The 19045-nt window shown below is 61.1% G+C and carries 17 protein-coding genes; all 17 read right to left on the bottom strand.

The window, feature by feature from the left end:
* Position 1: 1 nt before the first annotated feature.
* Positions 2-3226 carry a conjugal transfer protein TraG N-terminal domain-containing protein gene (locus ACSYDV_RS22020; RefSeq protein WP_438326224.1) on the bottom strand — a complete coding sequence of 1075 codons (3225 nt, stop codon included), beginning with the start codon at positions 3224-3226 and terminating at the stop codon, positions 2-4.
* 24 nt (positions 3227-3250) lie between these two features.
* Positions 3251-4699: a conjugal transfer protein TraH gene (locus ACSYDV_RS22015; RefSeq protein ID WP_438326223.1), complete on the bottom strand. Its 1449-nt coding sequence runs from the start codon at positions 4697-4699 to the stop codon at positions 3251-3253.
* A complete protein-coding gene (locus ACSYDV_RS22010; RefSeq protein WP_438326222.1) occupies positions 4699-5556 on the bottom strand; it encodes a conjugal transfer protein TraF in 858 nt (285 codons plus the stop codon). Before ACSYDV_RS22010 ends, ACSYDV_RS22015 begins: the two co-directional genes overlap by 1 nt.
* A complete protein-coding gene (locus ACSYDV_RS22005; protein ID WP_438326221.1) occupies positions 5537-5938 on the bottom strand; it encodes a hypothetical protein in 402 nt (133 codons plus the stop codon). Before ACSYDV_RS22005 ends, ACSYDV_RS22010 begins: the two co-directional genes overlap by 20 nt.
* Positions 5939-5971: 33 nt before the next feature.
* Positions 5972-6373 carry a hypothetical protein gene (locus tag ACSYDV_RS22000; protein ID WP_438326220.1) on the bottom strand — a complete coding sequence of 134 codons (402 nt, stop codon included), beginning with the start codon at positions 6371-6373 and terminating at the stop codon, positions 5972-5974.
* A gap of 4 nt (positions 6374-6377) precedes the next feature.
* Positions 6378-9527 (bottom strand): conjugal transfer protein TraN, encoded by a 3150-nt coding sequence (gene traN / locus ACSYDV_RS21995; protein WP_438326219.1) that lies wholly within the window; start codon positions 9525-9527, stop codon positions 6378-6380.
* Complete coding sequence (trbC, locus tag ACSYDV_RS21990; RefSeq protein WP_438326218.1) at positions 9524-10309, bottom strand: type-F conjugative transfer system pilin assembly protein TrbC; 786 nt, start codon at positions 10307-10309, stop codon at positions 9524-9526. The genes traN and trbC overlap by 4 nt, the downstream gene beginning before the upstream one ends.
* Positions 10279-11301, bottom strand: a complete 1023-nt coding sequence (gene traU, locus ACSYDV_RS21985; RefSeq protein WP_438326294.1) for a conjugal transfer pilus assembly protein TraU — start codon at positions 11299-11301, stop codon at positions 10279-10281. The genes trbC and traU overlap by 31 nt, the downstream gene beginning before the upstream one ends.
* Before the next feature lie 32 nt (positions 11302-11333).
* Complete coding sequence (gene traW / locus ACSYDV_RS21980; RefSeq protein ID WP_438326217.1) at positions 11334-11981, bottom strand: type-F conjugative transfer system protein TraW; 648 nt, start codon at positions 11979-11981, stop codon at positions 11334-11336.
* Positions 11966-12553, bottom strand: a complete 588-nt coding sequence (locus ACSYDV_RS21975; protein WP_438326293.1) for a S26 family signal peptidase — start codon at positions 12551-12553, stop codon at positions 11966-11968. The genes traW and ACSYDV_RS21975 overlap by 16 nt, the downstream gene beginning before the upstream one ends.
* Entirely contained in the window at positions 12519-13106 is a 588-nt protein-coding gene (locus tag ACSYDV_RS21970; protein WP_438326216.1) for a TrbI F-type domain-containing protein, read from the bottom strand. The genes ACSYDV_RS21975 and ACSYDV_RS21970 overlap by 35 nt, the downstream gene beginning before the upstream one ends.
* Positions 13099-13467: a hypothetical protein gene (locus ACSYDV_RS21965; RefSeq protein ID WP_438326215.1), complete on the bottom strand. Its 369-nt coding sequence runs from the start codon at positions 13465-13467 to the stop codon at positions 13099-13101. Before ACSYDV_RS21965 ends, ACSYDV_RS21970 begins: the two co-directional genes overlap by 8 nt.
* Positions 13464-16040: a type IV secretion system protein TraC gene (gene traC, locus ACSYDV_RS21960; protein WP_438326214.1), complete on the bottom strand. Its 2577-nt coding sequence runs from the start codon at positions 16038-16040 to the stop codon at positions 13464-13466. The genes ACSYDV_RS21965 and traC overlap by 4 nt, the downstream gene beginning before the upstream one ends.
* Entirely contained in the window at positions 16040-16678 is a 639-nt protein-coding gene (locus ACSYDV_RS21955) for a hypothetical protein (RefSeq protein ID WP_438326213.1), read from the bottom strand. The genes traC and ACSYDV_RS21955 overlap by 1 nt, the downstream gene beginning before the upstream one ends.
* Positions 16679-16682: 4 nt before the next feature.
* Positions 16683-16937 (bottom strand): hypothetical protein, encoded by a 255-nt coding sequence (locus ACSYDV_RS21950; protein ID WP_438326212.1) that lies wholly within the window; start codon positions 16935-16937, stop codon positions 16683-16685.
* Entirely contained in the window at positions 16937-17761 is an 825-nt protein-coding gene (locus tag ACSYDV_RS21945; protein WP_438326211.1) for a DsbC family protein, read from the bottom strand. Before ACSYDV_RS21945 ends, ACSYDV_RS21950 begins: the two co-directional genes overlap by 1 nt.
* A gap of 14 nt (positions 17762-17775) precedes the next feature.
* On the bottom strand, positions 17776-19045 hold a 1270-nt coding region (locus ACSYDV_RS21940; RefSeq protein WP_438326210.1), incomplete at its 5' end, for a TrbI/VirB10 family protein.

Raw genomic sequence — 19045 nt, 5'->3', positions numbered from 1 at the left:
CTTAGCGCTTACGGCCGCGGCCGCCTCGAGGCTTTGGATCATGCTCGATGTGTAGGTGATTGTTCGCCGGATTGTCCCTAAATGTCTCGAAATTAACGTCGTAGTCGGGGCCGAGCCGCTCACGCACATCGCTCGCCCACTGACGGCCCTTTGTCACACTTATATCGTTTCCTCGAAGATCGAGGCCCTTCCCTTCGGGATGCAGGCTGCCCCGCGTATGCTGACTGTCCCTTGCAGACGTTACCACACGCTGGGGCAATCCGAGCGCATGTGCTGAAGCAGCGGCCGCTGTTAGAGCCGGCGCCATGCTTGAATCCATTGAACTCAAGTTCGCTCCGGACTTTATATCGAGACCAGCGGCGGATGCTACGCCACCGAGGTTGACACGATGACCACCAAGCGGTGCTTCTGCCGCGCCATCGAGCCCAATCGCCTTGAGAGCCCCAGCGACAAATGGCATTGTTCGCGTCACCCAAGCATCATTGCGCGCTTCCGCAGTCGCACCCAGACTTTCCGCCTGGCGTCGATCCCCGAGCAACGTCGCTCTCATGCCCTGATTGTAATCTTCAAGACGCGCCGCGCTGCCATCCAGGCGGCCGCTCACGTTGTCTTCAAGGCCAACGTCTCGTGCAGAGCCCGAAACATCGACCGATGGCCCGCGAGCAGCGATTTCCTGCATACCGGCAGCGCCGATCGCTCGAACTTCGTCGGCCGTTGAGAACGACGGTCCGGAGATCGTCGCCGCCGGCGCGTCGGGAACGACACCGAGATCGCGGTGCATCTGCTCGACGCGATCATCCATGAACTGCTTCACCAAGGCATCCTGGGTAATGGCTTGGGTCGGAGTCATATTGATGAGACCGGGATGATAGCTCTGATCGAGATGACGGTTCTGGGGATCCATCATAGCAGTTTGAGCATAGCGCACGAAGTCTTGGCTAAGGTTCTTGTTGAGCGCGTAGCCGTCCCGCTCGAACTGCGAGAATTCGTTCGACCAGCGCTGATACTGGTCTTCGGCGCGCGAGGCTTCATTGCTGAGACTTTGCGAATGACGAAGGTCCTGGGACACTTCCTGCCCAAGGCCGCGGACTTGGCTGTCCGTCGATGATGTCGTGGCACGATAGAAGCTCTCGCGCGCTTGGCGAGCCGCCTCCGAACTGGACTCCCTTTCGAGCCACTGGAGAGCGTCCGTGTTGCTAGTTTGCGAGGACACGCCTTGCTCGGTATTTCGAGTGTCGCTCGACTTGCCGTTGACCCCGCCCCTGAGGCTGGCTTGTGCAGAAAGTGGCCCTCCTCCCCCGCTGAGCGTTCCACTTCCATCAATGCCGGCACTGCCGGTTAGGACCGTATCTCTGGCTAGCCGATCCGCTTCGCTCTTCGTCATGCCAAACTGAGTTTGAAGTGTATTCGACCAGCTCGATGACAGATCCTGGACCTGCGCGATCGACGACTGCAGCGAGCGACCCTCTTCGGTAGTGGCGCTGGCCGACGTCTGCGCGGTGTCAAACAATCGCGCCGATTCCGTGCGGGTCGCTGCCCAGCTATCGTTCGCGGCGACTCGCTTTTGGTCGACCACGCTCGAACCTTGGCTGAGACCCTTTTGCAGCTGAGACCCGAAATCTTTGTTGGCCGAGATACCGAACCCGAGGTTCGAAATACCCTGGCTCGTGTCATAGGCGAACGTGCCGTCCTCATTGTAGCGCGTGAACGCGCCGTCGCTCGAGCGCTGCTGGATCGTGCCGGCGCCGGTGTTGAAACTCGGCGCCGTAGAATATTGGTCGCGGTTCAGCGTGTTGATCTGCCGATTCATCAGCGAGGCGTTGCCATAAGCATAGTTGCCGGTGGTGGCTTCGGCGGCCGCCTGTTCCGCCGCATTCTGGCTTGGCGACAGAAAGCTCGCTGAATGTGATGCGATCGCCATCGCGCCCTTGGCCATGCCTGCCGCGATGAACGGAACCGACATGATCATGTAACCGGCGAGCGCGCCGACGTCCTGGTTCAAGGCCGAGATACCGGAGAAGTTGGCGGCTGTGAGGCCACCATTGGCGCCCCACGACGCCAAGGAATCTTGCCAGCGCGACATGAAAATCATGTTCAGGATAACGAACAGCGGACCCCACGCAGCGAGATAGAAGAAGCCAGTGATATAGCCTTTGGCGACCGTCATGCCGTTGGTCGGAAGCAACATCAGCAGGAACAGGATCGGGAACAGCGAATAGAAGACGACCGTCAGCACGATGTTCAGCAACGGAACCCACTTCATCGCACCGCCGGCGATCGTCGAATAGGTGTTGCGGGTCTGGATGTCCGCGCGCGTCTGAGCGAAAGCGTCGATCGCGCCTTGCGCGGAACCGCTCGCAAAGCCGTCACGCGCCTCTGACAAAGCATTGATGAACATTGCCTGCCTGACGAGCTGACCGCTGCTCGAGGCCATCCCTGCCGCGCCCATTCCATTCATGTCATTGTTAAGCCGGGCGGTCGCCTGTGCAGCGGGAATTCCGGGGAAGAACTGGGCGGCAATTTTTGGAGCGGCAACCGCATAGTAGCTGTTCCAGCCAGCGCTGATGAACGAATAGGCAGTCTGGCAAGTGATGATCCCCGACGTGCCGTCAGGGTAAATGTACTGCTGCGAAAGAGCCACGGACCCCGGTCCCATCGCGGTCAAGAGATCGGACGATTTCAGAATGTCGTCGTATGTCTTGCGGCCGAGAAGGATGTCATAAAAGACGCACTGCTTGAAATGCTCGTTGAGATTGGTCGCATAGACCGGATCGTCGATGCGGAGGCCCTGCGTCGCGTCGAGCAGCTTTGCGCCATAGATCATGCCCCCTGTCGAATAGTTCAGGACCTGAGGCATTGCGAACACGGTCTCGGCCGCGCGCGTGAGATAATCCCCGATCTGGCTTGTGAAACCGGCAATTAGGCCGAGGCCGACGGGAACATTATCGACCACCGCGGCAGTCACGCCGGGATTGGTTCGATCCGTGACCTTGACCGAAATGGTCGGCACCATGACCACCATATACATCAGCGTCGCCTGCATGAACCACTTGAGCAAGGCTCGCGGATCCATGTTCCAAGCGGTGACGAGAAGCGCCCATGTGAATGCCATCACCATCACGACTCGAATGAGGCCCCGGTATCCACCGGAGCCCGCCCACGACGCAACCGCGTTGAAGACGTTGACGAGATATTCGCCGCCGCCGACCGTGAAGACCTCGATCATCGCACGCGCTCCTTCAGCCCGAAATCAGGGCCGCAAACCTTGCGCCGAAAGGGCGCGGGAAAAATTGAGAGAGGCAGCCATGCCGGGAGCCATCCGAGTCTGCAGGGTGCTTTCGATCATCATCGCGCGATCGACGATCTCGAAGGTCCGCGTGACCCGCTGATTAACCGTGCTTTCACGCTCGAACAGCCGCTGGCGAACGCGCGCGAGCTGCTCATTGAACTGACGCAGGTTTTCCGCGTCGGCCTGATTGCTATTATTCGACTGCCCCGCCGCAACCTGGTCGAGCATCCGCTGAACAATCGAGTTGAGGAGATCGATCGCCGTCACTTCCGCGAGCGAGTTGAGCTCGCCCGGCGACAGGTTGAAGCCAGAAGCGGCCTGAACGGCGACGACCTTGTATAGCGGGATGCTGGCGACCCCGAGAAGGTTCTTCTCTTCGGTGGTCAGCGCGCCGTTCGTCCGCACCTTGTCGCTCATCGACTGGATCAGGGCCGCGACACGCGGACGCAGCGCCGTACCGCCCAGCGCCGGGATCGTGCGCCTACCGGGGCCAAGGCACTTGTCGGTTTCGTCACATCCCAAGACGTCGATGGGCTTGTCGCCGTCGAGCAGCGCATCGAGGATCGCAGGATCGCCCTCGCCGCGATAAATGATGGGGAGCGGATCATTGTCGGACGGACGCTTGCCGACGACGATCGTGCCAGTCAGTGTCATCACGAGCTCGCGCATCTGACGGTCGGCACTTTCGAGGGGCGATTGCTTGATCATGTCCCAGGCATAGTTTTTCGGCCCGGGTGTCATCGCCGCCAGCGCCGCGTCTGTGTTCGAATTGATCGTCGAGGATCGCTCGCCGCCGTTTCCGCAACCGCGCCGCGACTTCGCCCAATCAGAGAAGCGACCCGCTGACGTCCCGATCGACTGGCAGATGCGATCCTCGGCGGCGTCGACCCTGGGCCACACGGCGCCGACGGCCGCCGCGGCGGACTCGCAGCTCTGCATGTTGAACTGGTTCACCTTATTGGCGATGTCCTGCATCTGATCGATGACACCGCCAATTTGCGGGCTGATGCTGTCGATCGCGAGCTTGAATGCGAAGCCGATCGCATTGTTGGCGATCGCTTTCAGGTTCGCGACGAACTCCGACATGTTGATGAACGAGAAGGAGCCGGTGAAGATGTCGATGCCGCCGCAACCCGCCCGAACCTTCGGGAGCTGGATATTGGCGGGATAGACACTCTTTTGCGGGAAACGTGCCCACACCGACCCCAGCGAATAGTAGCCAGCGGACTGTCCCTGATAGGCAGTCGCGCCAGTGGCGTTCGCGGAGGCGCCCATGTCGTTGAAGAACTCGCTCATCTCATCACCGACGCCGGCGTGCGCCGGCGCAGCTGCAACTGAGAGGGAGATCACGCCGATTCCAATGCGCGACACCGCGACGCGGATCCGCGCTACGAACGTAAGTTCAGCCATCAGAAGTCACTCCCCGCCTTGGTGCTTGTGAGCGTGAAAATTCGCTCGGTGATCTCGTCGGCCGACAAGATGCCCGTGCCGATCGGGATCGGGCGCTTGCGAACGGTGTCGTATAGAACGAGGGCCGGCGTGGCCTTGGAGCTCAGACCCATCTTGGCGTGCTGGCCGACATCGACGACGTAATTGGGGAAAACGCGATTGGGGCCACCGTCCATGGACACAGCGACGACGTTGAAGCCACTGCCGTCGGCGAGCGACCTCAGGATAGGCGCGAATATGTCGCAAGCCCCGCAACTCTGCGCGTAGAAATAGAATATCCCGTAGCGCTTCGAGAGGTTGCGGAGCGCAAACTCCTGCTCGGCCTTGCGGTTGTCGATCCACGCACGCTTCGCGAGCGTCGTCACCGGACGCTGAAGCGTATAATCGAGATCGGGGTTTTGCCACATCGAGCGCTGCCACACATCGGAGAACATCGATGCGCGATCGAGCTGTTCGCGCTGGAAGCGGATATAGGCAGTGACGTTTTCTTCGGAGGGCTCCAGGATCGCCCGCGCCTTCAGCTCGTCCAGTTCCTTGGAGATCGAGGCTAGACGTTCGCTAGCTGCTGTTGCGCTCGGCGCCGGCGTCTTCTTTTCGGAAGGTCGTGGTTTGGGCTTCTCGCAATAGAACCAGGTTCCGAGCTTGCGATCCCCGCAATAGAAATCTCCGGAGGGTGCCTCGCTGTCGTCGGCCGATCGGTCATTGGGAGATGATGCCGATTCGGCCGACTCTGGTTGCGGTTGCGCGTATAGCGGCAAGCCGGCTGCGACCAAGCCGGCGCCGATGAGCGCGAGCGAACTACGGATCGCCTTCCTCATTTTGCTCCTCCATGTTGGAAATGCCGCTTTTCAGCGACCACAAGACCGCTTTCGTGAGCGGCGATTTGTGCATCTCGACAACTGCGCGTCCGAGCGGCGTGGTTTGAACAAACCCTTCCTCGTTGAACGCGACCCAGTCCTTGTCGATCAACGGCTTGATCGTGTCGGAGAGCTCTACCGGATTGATACCATACCATTCCTGCATCGAGAGCATGACCTCTTCGACTGCAACGGGGATATCGGCGCTCGCACGCATCAGAATGCCGAGCTGTAAACTGCTCACCTCGGGCCAGTGCCCAGGGGCCATGATGTACCGCTCGATGCCCGCGATGTGAGCTTTCTGCTCCTCGGGGCTCAAGCGGTCGAATTCTTCCTTCTCCATGCGCGGCATCTCCCTTGCTGGCCAGGCAGACGGTCATCTGTCCGGCCTCCTTTTAGCCATGCTGACCCAGTCAGCAGAGACGTCGGCTAGCCTGAACGAGCCGCCGATGCGCGCCAAAATTTCACGGCCCGTCGCAGTTGCGTGTAGCTTCATATTGTCGTCGTCCCACGCCAGCCATTTTTTCCCGACCAAGCCGTCGACCAGCTCGGCAAGGTCGAGCATGGTCAGCGGGGGAGAAAAAAACTCATCAACCAAATACTTGATCTCATCCGCCTCGAGCGGCGTATCGCCGCCGCAAAGTTTCAGAACCGTCCATTCGTGAATCATCACGCCCGGAAAATCCGAACGCTCCGCCACGGCCGCGCGCAGCGACCGCGGTGGATTATTTGCCGGCGTCGGGTCGATCGCGGCCCTGATCGGCGTGGAGTCGGTCATCCTGTCAATTCCCTCCCGGTCCATTTTGCCTATAATAAGCATCGATCTTTGCCTGAATCTCGCTGGCCATCTGAGCCTCTTCCGGGAGCTTCACGGCTTCGAGGAAGTCCGCGTAGATGTCCGAGAAATCCATCTTGCTCATGTCGAGGCGCGAAAATTCATCGATCGTGAAGCCCGCGCACTGCTCTTCCTTGGGCTTGCCCCACGGCTTGTCGATTTGCGGGCGGCCCTGTTCCTGAAGGATCCGCGTGAGCTTCGATTCAAAGCAGCAATAGGCCTTGCGCTTCGTCTGGCAGACCCCGAGGAAGCTCGACGAACAATAGCTCCCGATCGACACGCACAACCCGAGCCGGTCCTTCACATCGAGCTGCTTTTCCTCGTTCGAACAGAGAAACGTCGTCAGGAACTGCGTCGCGATACCCGCGAGGACGGCGGGGCCACCACTCAGCCCGGCCCAAGCGGCCGCGGCCGCTACACCACCGCTGAAGAGACCCGACACCTTGCCGGCACAGCAATTGACCAAACCAAACACCGGCTTGTGGCATGTTTCGCGCGTCCCTTTGAACAGGCCGAGCGTGTCCGGATCAAATTCCTTGCCGACCTGGTCGATCGCGCCGAGCGCGACGAGCGCATCCTTGAACTCGTTGGAAGCCTCATCCTCGATCTGGCTGCAGCTCCCGTTGATGCAATACACCGACCCACCACAAACATATTCCTTCACGTCGGTCGGAGTTGAATTCGGGATCGGGCATTTGAAGGTGCGTTCCATGACCTTGCACGGCCCGTTCGGCTCTTCATCCAGACAGGTGTCGCGCTGATGGCTGCACTTCGGATTGGCCTCGAGCTCGGCGCACTCACTCTGGCCGGCGCTTTCACCGTAGCAGGTTCCGTTCTGCTCGGTTGTCCCCTGCGGGCAAACCATGGTGACCGTCGCAGGCTGCGACAGAGTCAGTGAACACGTCGTGCCCGAAAGGGTGTAATTCGCGGGACAGCTATAATTGGGCTGTGCCGGATAGGTCTTGGTGCATGTCGTACCCGACAATGTGAATTCGGCAGGGCAGCTATAATTCGGGGTCGCGGGCTGCGTCTCGGTTTTGCTGCACATATTGCCGTCGAGGCTGTAACCCACAGGGCAGGAGAAGATCGGTGTCGCCGGCTGCGAGAGCACCGACTTGCACTTGTCGCCCTGAACTTTCCAGCCTGCCGGGCAACTATATGTAACGTCGGCAGGCTGCGCGAGGTCGATCGTGCAGACAGAGCCCGCAAGACTACCGCCGTTCGGGCAGCTGTAGGTGACGGTCGCGCTGGTCTCATCGGTGCGCGAGCAGGTCGTTCCCGAGAGGTTGAAACCAGTGGGGCAGTAATAGACCGGTGACGCCGACGTCGACGTGACGATCGTGCAGGTCGTTCCATTCAGCACACCGCCGCTGGGGCAGGTATGCGTGACGGTCGCGGGCAAAGTGCTACTCGTGTTACAAACATTGCCAGCCAGCGTGCCGCCGCTCGGGCAGCTATATGTTACCGAGGCCGGGCTGGAAGAGCTCGTTTGGCATGTGGTTCCGTTCAAAGTACCGCCATTCGGGCAGCTATAAGACACGGTGCCAGGGGTGACGTTCACCCACGTACACATCGACCCTTCGACGATGGTGCCACCCGGGCAGGTGTAATTGACCCTTGGATGGAAGAAGCACTTCCGCCCTGAATATCCTTGAGCGACCCCTTCCTTGTAGAAGCCAATCCAGCCCGTCGGGCAGGTGCTGCCGGTTTTCGCGAAACCGCAATAAGGCTTACCCTCGAAGGTATAGAGAGTATCCATGAGCGCCGTGACGGGGCACTGATAGACCGGCGTACCCGGCGTCTGATTCGCCGTCTCGCAATTGGTGCCGTTGACCGTCCCGCCGCTGGGGCAGCTATAACTGGCCGTCGCCGCATAGCTGCCCGAGGTGACACATTCGGTCCCCTGCAGCGTACCGCCATTGGGGCAGCTATAATTCGGCGTGGCGCCATAGCTGCCGGTCGCCGTGCAACTTGTTCCCACAAGCGTATAGCCTGACGGGCAGCTGTAATTGGGGACCGCGCTGTATGTCCCTGTCTGCGTGCACGTCGTGCCGGAAAGGTCATAGCCCGCCGGACAGGTGAAGTAGACGTCAGCCGGTTGCGAGAGCGTCCGCGAGCAAGTGGTGCCAGTCAGGTTATAGCCATTGGGGCAGCTATAGCTTGCAGTCGCCGCATAGGTCGATTTCGACCGGCACGTTGTCCCCTCCAAAACATATCCTGACGGGCAGTTATAGTTCGGGGTCGCTGATTGCTGGATCGTGCGAACGCAGCGATCACCTTCGAGCATATAGTCTGCCGGGCAGCTATATCCGGTGATGATCGCTGGCTCGGTCGTCGTGCGCGTGCAGGTCGTGCCCTGCAGGCTGAAGCCCGGGGGACAGCTGTAGCTCGACACGGCCGCGGGCTGGGTAACGACACAAGTCGTCCCCTGCAGAACGCCGCCATCCGGACAAGTGTAAGTCACATCCGCCGGCTGTGTGAGCGTCTTGGTGCAAGTCCGCCCGACGAGCGTATATCCATCCGGGCAGCTAAGTTCTTCAACGCGCTCCGGGGTAGTTACGGTTACACCGACGTCACAAGTCGCGTCATAATAGTCCTGCTTTTCGCCGACTTTGACCTCTTCGCAGGTGCCCGGGGTATTGGAGATATTTTCGCCGAGCTCCGAGCTCGAAGCGTTGTCGTTGATCTCCTGACCCTTCTGGCGAATGTCCTCGAGCCAAGCTGGATCGACCTGCGACCGGTTGGCGTCGCCGCCCATCATCACCTGCCAGGCTTCGTTCCCGACGGCGCTGCCGCCCGCCGAATTCAACGCCCCGTCGTCGCTACCGAACAGATTCGACAAATCGTCGGGTGCAGTCGCGTAGCCAGGGATGACGTCCGAATTGACTTGCTGGTCGGGGATCGAGGCGGCGCCTTCTTTCCCCGATTTGGCAAATGCTTCGCCGTCTTTGCCCGCCGCGGTGATTTCTCCCGAGGCCGGCGCCGTCTGGGCGAGGGCAGTCAGGGGGGCCGCAAGCGACAGCGATATTGCCGCACCTATGCCGACAGCACATCGGGTCCAACGCTGCACGTCGCCGAAAAGCAGGATATCGCTCATATGCCCCGGCCTCCCTTCAACCGCGCAAGCGCCTGGCCAGCGATCGGCGCGCCCGGGCCCCGCCCGTCGACAAATGTCTCCAGCGCGTATTCAAGCGGCACATTTCCGCTCATGCGATCAAAGGGCGGCACAGAGGTCCGACAATTGAACCCATCGCAAAGCTCGAACTCGGAAGTCACGACGACGATCGCCGGCACTGCCGTCACGTCGAAAGCGCGAAACAGCCGAGGATCGATGCCGATGCTGCCGTAGGCGTCTTCATTGTCGACGACCTTCATAATGCCCTGCTGGAAGGCTTTCATGGAGTTGCCCGGGAAGCCGTTAAAGACGACCGTGCCGCCGGCCTTCGCCGTGTCGCGAATGAGCTTCTTCAGACTCTGCTCGGGCATCGACAAGGACGCAAAGACGATGAGCTGGGGTGCGCCCTTATCGCTCGCCTCGAGATCATTCGACGCCTGCAGCATCTGATCGAAATCGATTGGCCCGGCAGGCCCGCCACCGAGGATCCCTTTGTTATCGCGAAGATTGCGGTTCCCGCCATCAGCGGCGGCCTTCGCATCCTCCCGCATCTCTTCCCCGCGTCGGGCCACCTCGCGGACGAGCGCTTCCGCATCCGGGTCGGCAGCTTCGCCGCGGCTCAGCACCGCTTGAAGATCCAGCCCGTCGACAGTTTGTGCCAGCACCGCGACGCCGCCGACCACGCTGATGGCGGCGGCGGCCGCCAAGACCTTGGCCTTGCGAGACCAATTGTTCAAAGGACGCAGCAATTTCGCTTCCTCCACACAAGATATCCCATGTCTTCACCGACAGCGGGATAGGTGTTGCCGGATCCCGGCTTCATGTCGGAGGCGCCGATCGGCGGACAGGCCCAACGGCCTTTGACCATCGGCGAGGGCACGGTGGCCTGAAAGCGGTACTGCTGCTTGCGCATGATCGGCATGATATATTTGCCGCACAGCCCCTTCTTGCCCATGGTCCCCCAAGCGATGCCCTGGCGATGCAATTTGAAAGCGAAGCGCGAAAGCGCGAGCCGGCTGGACTGAACATGGCCGATATGCTCGGAGATGTTCCCGTTCATCGGGTACATCGATCCGAGGCAGCCGGCGCACCAGAAGAGCGGATCGAGCGGGAGCTTCAGAGTTGCCGCACCGCAATCGGCCGAACAGGCGGTCTGCGCCAACGGATTGGCGAACAAGGCAACTTCGGGATTGATGAGCGCGGTCAGCGCATCATCCTGCCAAAGCGGGTCGATTTCGGTGACATAAGCGATATCGAACGAGGACTGCTCGAGGCAAGCAACGTCAGTCAGGATCTCCATCCAGTAGAGCAAGGGATAGACATACCAATGGACGTGCCACTTCGCGCCGCGATCATGGCCGTCCACGCTATCGGCAGCGCGGCCGTGCCCGATATTGAATCCCGGGGAAATTTTCTTGCCGCCGAGGCTGGCGAAGCACCACGGCTTCATGGTCACGTCGGCAAGGCGAACCGGCTCCCAAAAGCCCATGGCGACACCGATCCGCGGCAGGGGCGACCCGCAGGCGCAAATTGGAAGGTCGGGGTTTTCGGTGTCTGGCCGATTGGACGGCATGATCTTGAGCCCCCCGACCGAAAGCGGGAAGAGGCATGACCAGCAAACATCGGTGACCGGATTCACGAACTTGCCCGTGCATTTGCCGGGCGTCCCCTCGATTCCGCTACTAATCTGCGCACGCGCGGGCGGAGCCGAGGCCGAGACGGCCATGAGGCCGCAAAAGAGCAACATGAAGGACATGGCACGCCGACCAGCGCGGATGCTGAGAAACCTCATTTTCGGCCAACCCCAAGCGGAACCTCGGAAACGCGCATGGCTTTACCTTCCGGCTCGACGACCGCAGGCACCGCGCGGATACCGAAGCGGCCGACCAAAAAGCCGCCCTGATCGAAATAGAACCGGCGCTGATGTTGTGTCATCGCGTCGAGCGGTGCGCCCTTGATCATGATGAGCTTGGCCGACTGATCGTCGAAACGCCGCAGGGCCCAGTTGACCTGATCCCTGTCATCGCCGTCGATGAATACCAGCTTTTGGCGGATCGCTATGAAATCCATCGGGTTGACCCGCTGGCCCGCGCGCGCGATCGCGTTGCCCTTGTTGTCGTAAATATCCTGCTCAACAACCATCGCCGGATCGAAGATCCAGCTGCGTGCGCGGACAGCCAATGCGATGCCAACTACCGGTCGAGGACGCCGGACGCCCGCTTCCGTGCGCCGCGTGAGTTCGGCATTCATTCGCTCGATCCCACCGCTGGCTTCCAACGTCTTCAGCTTCTGCTCGATCGTGCGGAGAAGATCAGGCTCGGTGATGCGAAAAACCGCGCCTTGCTGGCCATAGTCCTTTGCCGAGGCCAGTGGTGCGAAAGCGCTGCACGCGACCGCCGCAAGGAGAGCCAGGCGCCGCCTCACAGGAGCGACCATTTCGAGACGCCAAGAATCTGCCGCCGGCACACGAACCCGATCGCGGCATAGCGGCTATCGAAGCCATCGGGATGCGGGCTGCCCATGTAATAGCAGCCGTCGGGAATCACTCCGGTCGGCCCGGCTTCCAGCTTCTCCCCTCGCGACGACAGAGGCTTGAGCTTCCCTACAACGCGTTCCGACGGCGCATCGCCGTGCGGGCCAGCCTCCCAGCTCAGGATAACGTCCGACCCACGATGCGAGATTTTGTCGCCCGGCACTCCATAGGCGATCTTGCCGAACGCTGGCGGCTCGGCCCCGAAATGCGCACGGACGAGCGAATTGGACGGCGGCATGAAGAACGCAATTTCGCCGCGCTCCACGCGCTTTCCGCGCTCGAAGAAATAGGCCCAATTGGGCAATGATGGCGTCCGGTTGATGAGGAAGCCGTGGGTTTGCGCAAAATTGTCGAGCGACAACCACGCCGCGGTCCCGGCTACGGCGCAGATTGCAATCAGCGAATTCCGCAAGAACGGAGAGCGCACCCATGCCATTTCGTTACTGGCCTCCGCCGGGAAGCAAGCCTTCACCACTGCCAAAGACCGGTGCGGGCGCTGGCGCCTGCATCGGCTGCGCTGCCGGCGGCAAAGAGGGGGCAAGACCCGGCATCGCCGGAGCGCCCATCACGCCGCCGACGCGGGGCGGAGGATTCCGCTTGATGAACTCGCCGACGGCCGACCGGACCTCAGGGGTGATGTCCGGAACCGACGCCGCCACGACCGCTTCGCTGACGACGATCGTCTCACCGGCAGCGGCCCGATCCTGAAGAGTCTTCTGCATCGCCGACATGAAATGGCGCGTGTCCGCATCGACTTGTTCTGCGCTTACGCCCGACCGCGCTTCCGCCATGATGAAGTCATTGGCCATGCCAGCCAGACTGATTGAAACGATGCGGCGCTCTTTCAGAATCAGCAGCTCGCGCGTTGTCCACCCGCCCCATACAAGAGCGGCGATCAATGCGGTCCCCGTCGCAAGCTGCCCCCAGGTGAAACCAGCGAAGTCGGCCCGGCGCGCCGCCGGCGCAGTAGCATCGGTTGCCGGAACGAGCGGCTCATCGCCGACCTTCAAAACCAGTTGTTCAGTCATTGGAAATTTCCCCCTGATTGGGTGTCTTATCGGCCATCAGCGCGCCGCGCCGGGTGATGCAGAAAAACACGACACAGCCGCCGAAGAGGTACAGAAGGACCTCAGCGAATTCGGAACGACGCAATTCGTCGGCCGCGACATAATGGTTCGAGAGATTTGCCGCCTCGACGAAGAACTGGTCGACGCTGGCGTTCGCCATGAGGACAAACAGGCCTAGGATGAGGCCAGCAGCAGCAAGGCAATTGATCGCCAGCCAGCACGTCACCGAGACCAGCGAATAGGCGAAATCCTGGAGCAGCTTGCGGGGCTGAATATCCACAGCGCGCGAACGGTGCGACAGCGGAGCGGCCGAGGCGCTCATTCCGCTGCCTCCGCATACCCGTCAGTGCGGCCGCCGCGGGGATTCTCTCGACCGGGGAATGCTACCTCCTCGATCGCCTCCGCCATGGTAAGGCCGGCTGCCACCTTACGGTCGATCGAAGCGAAGACCTGCGGGCTCGACGAATAAAGCGTCGACGAATACGGATCGAGCACGAGCCGACCGATCGCGAGCATCTCCGGCCCTTTGATCATCACGTCCGAATACTCGGTGCCGTTGCGCTTCAACGATCGCATCATCGCCTCAACCGCATCGCTCATGTCGAACCGGTTGAGTTTTTTGAAATCTGCGATCGTTTCCGGCTTTTGCTGCAGGATCACAAACCAGTCGCTGTTTTCCAGCGCCGCGATCGACCCTTCAGATTTGTAATAGTCGTTGAGCGACTGAGTTGCGGTGATGAGCGAGGAACCATATTTGCGGCAGGTTCGCGCATAGGTCTCGACGAAATCGGCCATCGAGCCGCCCTTGAGGAGCTGCCAAGCTTCATCGAGCAACAACGCCTTGCGCGTGTTGCGATCCTTGCGCATCGCCTGGGCCGACAGGAACATGATTGCCGCCAACACCACCGACCTAAGCTCTTCGCGAGCGGACAGATCCGACAGTTCGAACACTGTGAGGGACGCCCCGATCTTCAAAGTGGATTGGCCCTTGAAAAAACGGCCGTAAGTGCCGCCATCAGCAAAGGGACGCATCGCGATCGCGAGCGCCTCGCCCTGGACGTGTCCTGTGTCCTTCAGCGACGAAATGACCCCATCGATCGAACCGCGAATGCCGTGCGCTTCCCACTCTGCGTTAACGGCGGCGTCGATGAGACCACGCTCTGTGTCGTCGAGACGATCGATGTGCCTACCCATCTGACCGATGATAGCCTTGAGCATCGCAATGCAATCGAGCCGATAATCCTCGTCCCGCTTTGCTTCTTCTTCGTCGATCATTGAGAAGGGATTGAGGCAGAAACCCGAGCTCATCGTAAACTCGACGAATTCGCCGTTCTGCAGCTTGCTGCTATGTTCGAAGCTTCGGCCGTCATCGATGACGATGACCTTCGCGCCGGCGCCGACCAGCGCCGACGTCATTTCCTGCAGAAATACCGACTTACCTGAACCAGACTTGCCAAAGACGGCCACATTGTGATTGCCGGCGGTGTTCTCAAACGGCGACCAGAAGAATGGCTGACCGCGGCGGCCGAGAAGCAGCATGTGCGGTACTGGACCGCCATTATATTCGCCCTGCAGCGGTGCAATGTTGGCGACCGTGGTCGTCAGCATGGTTCGAAAGCGTTTGAGACGCTCGAAATCCCGCGCGAGACCGTTCGGCATGGTGAGCGGCATAACGGCAAGCAGTCCAGCCATCTGCAAGTAGCGCTCGTCCTGGAGCTCCCATCCAGCCGCCTTATAGACGGCTTTCAGATTGCGCTCGTTCCGGTCGCCATCGCCGTATGGCGAAACGCTCATCACCCCGTAGAAAACGCGTACCAGCTTCTGCCCCTGCCGAAGCTGGTCCTGGACATATTCCCACTCGCGCGACTGATCGCGGACCTGCGGCGTGAATTTGGCGCTCTGAGAATTCGCAAGGCTCGTCGTGCGCATGAACTTGAAGCCCGCCTTGGCAGTCGCCGCCTGCTCGTCGGGGTAGTAGATCGTGAGCAGGGTCGCGATCGGACACGGCATCCGGAGCTTATCGATATACGGATCGCCAATCAGGCGAACCGTGTCCCACGGCGCCCAACGTGGCGGGAGATTTCGGATCGCGTAGCAGCGGAAGTCGAAACGGTCGGGGACGACCTCGCCGATTTCTGGCGTGCCGTCTTGCAGCGCGCCGAGGGCGCGAAACCGTTCGGTCCGCACCAGAATCCGGTTCGGATCGGTGACGATCTCCATATCGCGGCGCACGGCCTGATCGGCAATCGGATCGAAGCGGTTGTAATCCACCACGTCCTCGCCCGAAACTGTGGTCGGCGAGGTCAAGTCATCAATGAGCTTCAAGAGCCCGATCGGATCGAGGATTTGAGACTCCACATCGATCGACCGCAACATCGACGACATGGATTCGCGCAGCGCGATGAGCTCTTCGTCGCTGACCTTCGCGCCTTCCGGCACTCCGAGCGAGATGAAGACGCGATGCGACCGAAGGTGAAAGGGCGCATCCTTCGAAAGGCTCGACCAGACACCTTGCTCGAGATAGTCGGCCCGGTGCTGCGCTATACGCTCATACACTCCACCTGCCATCTGGCGCGGCACAAACCATTGCACCATGCGATCAGCGATCCGGGGGCTCATCCATTGAACGATCTGGATCGAGGTTTTGTCCGGAATACCTTCGGACAGGAACTGAGAGATGATCTCGCTGGTCTGGTCGTCTGCGCCGACCAACGGCGAGATCTCAAGTATGAAGCCGCGCGAGGCGCTATTATAGTAAAGCCCCGTCTTTGGATCGAAACTCCGATAAGGGAGCCAATCGGCGAACATCGGGATCGCGGTCGACGGCAACGCCTTGTCGACCTTGCGCGGGCCGCCCAGCAGATCGCCGAGGAACTTATCGAACCAGCCCGCCATCAGTTGCCATCCGGTGCGGGTTGTCCGCCGAGCCCCGGTGCGGTGACGACCGTATCCCCTTGCGCAGTAGCCGCTATCGCCGCGGCCGTCGCCGCATCGGATGGCGGAACGTCCACGGGCTCGGGCCCCTTTCGCGTTGCAGAAAGCCGGCGTTCGACTTCGGCCCGGAAAACCTCACCGGTTATTGGCTTTGCCGATGTCGGCTGCGAAACACTGGCCAGCTCCGCCGGCGCGGGCGCGCCAGCCGCGAGTTCAACCAGCGACAACCGAGCAGGGATAGCCGCGCCGGGACCAGCCAGCTGACGATCGGCGGAGTGACCTGCAGCAAGCTGGGGCTCGACGTAGACCACCGTTTCATCACGCCAGCGGCCGAAACGATCCGTCCGCGCAGGCAGAACGACTTTGAGCGATGCTGCGGAATGGGCGGCTGGCGCGTTCGCCGCAATCGGCGACGCGGCAGCGCCCGCTGCGGCGCCACCCATCATGGAGGCAATTGCCTGATCGTCGATATTCGAAGTCGGCGAGCAAATGCCATCGGGCGCGCGGCAGATAAAGTTTCCTTTGACGTTTCCGCCCATGGAGGCACAGCCCGTGAGGGCGAGCGCGGCGGGCAGAATTAGAAGCGGTGAAGCACGCATGTCGTCAGCTCCTGTTGCTATTGATGGCAAGGGTGCGGCGGCGCTTCAGGCGAAGGGAGAACAGCGCTTCGCCGCCAAATGTGGCGCCGAGGATCAGCATCATGCAGATCGACAAGGATTTGATCAGCGCAAAGAGCAATGCGTATCGCCCCGCTACACCGAATTCGGTCAATCCGGCGCTGGCGACAAATGCCGCCCCTGCGAGGCCCAGAAAGAAGAGGGCAAAGAGTCCCACTTCTGCGCGATCTATGCGCTCCATCACTTCGCTCCCTTGAGCCAAGTTTCCAGAACAGCACGGGGGCGATAGCCTTCCAGCACAGTGCCGTCGGAGCGCACCAGAACCGGAGTGCCGCTGAAGCCATGTGCGCGCGCGAAATTCTCATTCGCATCGAGGCCGCTCGTGTCGCAGCTCGCCGGGGCAACTTCGGCACCGGCATAGGCCGCGCGAAGCGCGCGGGGCTTATCTTTCGCGCAGTAAACGCGATTGGAGAGATCGCGGGTGCCAAGCGTCGAAATCGGACGCTCGATCACGCGCACGTTCATCTGTTCCAGTTCATTCGCAAGCGCGCGGCAGAACCCGCAATGCAGATCGGTAAAGATCGTCACAGGCGTCCCCGAAGGATTTCCCCACACGATGGCGCCAGTAGCGGGGAGCTTGGACAGGTCGACCTTTTGCGCGGCCGCCGGGGGCGGCGCCGCGCGGCTCGGGCCCGCCGCATTGGCGAGCTGGGGCACTGGCGTTTCTTCTTCCTCGACGCCCGCCTTGGCGGCACCGCCAAGAAGCATATCGGGATTCATCTCGAGCAGCTTCGCCGCCGTCAGATCCTGCCGCGATTCCATATCGTAGACGCGGCCGACGATGAGATAGCGCGCGCTGCCGTCGACGTAGAACAGCGTCTTGCCGGCAACGACTTCACAGAGCCCCGCCACCTTGTCGCAGTCGATCGCCGAGACTTGTGTCTTCGGAAGCCGCGCTTTCAGAAGAGCGGACACTCGGCTCGGCTCGAGACGGTCGGCGGCATAGACGGCGGTTGCCGCGCCGCCAAAAGCCACCATCGCGAGCAATGCTACCTTGAGCTTCATCTTACGCCCTTTCATCAGTTGCGCACGAACGCGCCGTCGAGGAAGACGATCTCAACCTCGACGCCCGTCGGCATTTCAATCACCGGCTGATATTGTTCGGCCCGTTCGATCAGATACTGGGACAGCATGTCGCCAGCCTGGCTCACGCCTTCGCCGATGCCGCCCTTCGCGATATCGCCCGTCGAGAGCTTTTCGCGCTTGCCATCGACAATCGTCGTTGCTCCCGAAAGGAAGCTGGTCGAATTCGCAGAGAAGCCGCGACCGATCCCGCCAACTAGGCCGGCAAAGAATGCCTGCATGGTCAGGCTACCCTCGCGACTGACAACGCGGCCGCGCACGCCGGTCTTGCCGCCGAATGCGATGAAGCCCTTAACTTCGCTCTCCGCATATCGCCCACCGGGCTGGGGGCAGGTCATCTTCGCGAGTTTCACATAGACCTTCTCCGAAGAGAGATCCCCGCGCGCCGCGCCGTTGACGAGACACCCATCGATCCGGGTCGTCAGCACCTTGCCATTCTGCGCAACCGAGCGCGCGGGGCCAACGATGCGCAGCACAACCGGGAGAGGGTCGGATTGCGACTGCACGTTGGATGCTGCATCGACGCCAACGATTACCCGGGCCTTCGCGTAGCTGTTCGCGGGCAGATAATTCGGGCTGTCAGATACGAACATGTTGCCGCCCGTCGGGGCCTTGGCCGCGCCGCCAGTCGACGCCGGCGTCGCCGCAAAGCTGATCACCTTGAGCTCGCGCCGCGATTGAGCTGCAGCGGCCGCCGCACCTGCAACCGCATCATAAGCGGCAGGGCCACCAGCTCCATACATCGCAGTCGGGCCTGCACCGGGTCGGGGCGAAGACTGGGCGGCCGCAAGCTGCTCCTTCAGCGTACGGTTTTCGTCATCATAGGCAGACAGGACACGCGTACCCTCAGAAGCCATATTCTGGTTCTCGGATTTGAGCGCGTCGATCTGTGCCTGCAATTGCTCGAGCTGATCGCCCTGCCCCGACATCCTGCGAATCTGGTTGTCCTGCTGCGTCAGCCGGTTTTCCGACATTGACAGCCATTCTTTCTCGGACAGATTCCGCGCCGCGAGATCATCGGTCGAAACCTTGATGTTCTGCGACGCTATCTCGGTTGCCTGACCCGGCGCATCGGAATTGCCGGTAAAGAACAGCCAGTACCCTGCGCCCGTCAATAACAGGCCGCCAACGCCAAAAAGCAGCATCCGCTGCCTCTTCTCAACGCCTTCGTTCACCGAAAGGCTTGAACCTTCGGGGACGGCGGGG

The sequence above is a fragment of the Sphingopyxis selenitireducens genome (assembly GCF_051550705.1).
Lineage (GTDB): Bacteria > Pseudomonadota > Alphaproteobacteria > Sphingomonadales > Sphingomonadaceae > Sphingopyxis.
The sequence above is the reverse complement of the archived record's forward strand: the minus strand, read 5'-3'. Positions and strand labels throughout refer to the sequence as shown.